The following is a 1691-nucleotide window of genomic DNA, read 5'->3' on the forward strand; positions in this document are numbered from 1 at the left end:
CGCCGGGGCCCGCGGACCGGACCGCGGACGCCTGCCCTCCGCGCCGAGGTCCCGGGAACGGGTGAACGGAGAAGGGCGCGGCGAGGGCCGTGCCGCGTCGCGGCGGAGGCCGGAAGGAACCGGGTCGGGCACGGGAACGGGGCAGGCCCGCGAATGTCGGACATACGCCGTGACCAGGCCCCGCAAGCAGGCGTCCCGCGGCCCCGCACGGCCTACGATGACGCCGGCGACTGGAGGAGTCATGGCCGTGGACTTGAGCAGGCGGGCCTACCGGGCCCAGCGGTGGGCCGCGCGGGCGGCCCTGGCCGCCGCCGCGCTCGCGGTGGTGTTCCCACTCCTCTACGGGGGCCTTCGGGGGCTGGCGCTGCTGCTCTGCGGCGCGGCGGGGATCGCCCTCAGCGCCGCCGCGCTGTGGTGGACGCTCACGCTGCGGGGGCCGCTGCGCTGGGTGGCCGCGCTGGTGGCGGTGTGTGTTCCCGCGACCGTCATCGCCCTGTCCGCGGTCTTCCTGTTCTGGGCCCTCCCGGTGTCGCTGGCGCTGTGGACGCTGGCCGTGTGGAGCGGGCGGTTCGCGCTGCGCGGGACGGGGAGCGAGCGACCGCGGGAACGGCCGCGGGAGCGGCGCATGCCGCTGCCCCGGCGGGCGGTGCTCATCATGAATCCGCGGTCGGGCGGCGGCAAAGTGGGCCGCTACCGCCTGCGGGAGAAGGCGGAACGACTGGGCGCCCGGGTCGTCCTGCTCGATCCGGAACGGGAGAACGACGTGACGGCGATGGCCCGGGAGGCCGTCGCGGGGGGCGCGGATCTGCTGGGCGCCGCGGGCGGTGACGGCACGCAGGCCCTGGTCGCGGCCGTGGCCGCCGAGCACGACATCCCGTTCCTGGTCATCAGCGCCGGGACCCGCAACCACTTCGCGCTGGACCTGGGGCTGGACCGCGGCGATCCGGCCTCCTGTCTGGACGCCCTCACCGACGGGGTGGAGCTGCGCGTCGATCTGGGTTTCGCCGGTGAGCAGCCCTTCGTGAACAACGCGTCCTTCGGCGCGTACGCCTCGATCGTGCAGAGTCCGGCGTACCGGGACGACAAGATCGGCACCAGTCTGGAGATGCTGCCCGACCTGCTCACCGGGCAGCAGGGAGCCCGGCTGGTCGCCCGGGTCGGGGAGACGACGCTCGACGCTCCGCAGGCCGTCCTGGTGAGCAACAACCCCTACCGCACCGACGACCCCTTCGGGCTCGGCCGGAGGGACCGGCTGGACTCGGGTGTCCTCGGTGTCCTCGGCGTCAAGGTGGAGAGCGCCGTCGACGCCGCCGCGCTGCTGCTGGACCCCTCGCGGGGCCGGCTCACCATCCTGACCGCCCCCGAGGTCCTCGTGGAGAGCGACCGCGCGGACCTGGAAGCAGGGGTCGACGGGGAGGCCCTGCTGCTGCCCGCCCCCGTCCGCTGCCGTATCGCGCCCGGCGCGCTCCGCGTCCGCGTCCCGCGCAAACGGCCCGGCGTGGCCCAACCGTCCCCGCGCCTGGACTGGCGGCGGCTGCGCAAACTGGCGGCGACGGTCGGCCGGACCGCGGCTCCGAGCCGGTTCCGGCACCCTCCGGAGATCCCCGACGTCCCGGAGAGGCAGGGGCCCTTCCTCGGACGGTAGGGCCCGGCCCGCACCGCGCCGGCCCTCAGCCCCGGCCCCCGGCCCC

Annotated in this window: 1 protein-coding gene; it reads left to right on the forward strand. The window is 76.0% G+C overall.

Features of this window, described 5'->3' with window-relative positions:
* Positions 1-241 precede the first annotated feature (241 nt).
* Entirely contained in the window at positions 242-1645 is a 1404-nt protein-coding gene (locus AOK18_RS28030) for a diacylglycerol/lipid kinase family protein (protein WP_055696141.1), read from the forward strand.
* The last annotated feature ends 46 nt before the right edge of the window (positions 1646-1691 follow it).

It is taken from the genome of Streptomyces prasinopilosus (assembly GCF_001419695.1).
Taxonomy (GTDB): domain Bacteria; phylum Actinomycetota; class Actinomycetes; order Streptomycetales; family Streptomycetaceae; genus Streptomyces; species Streptomyces prasinopilosus.

What these genes read in the sequence shown, in the direction of transcription:
- AOK18_RS28030 (WP_055696141.1), top strand. Translation starts at nt 242, where the DNA reads ATGGCCGTGGACTTGAGCAGGCGGGCCTACCGGGCCCAGCGGTGGGCC.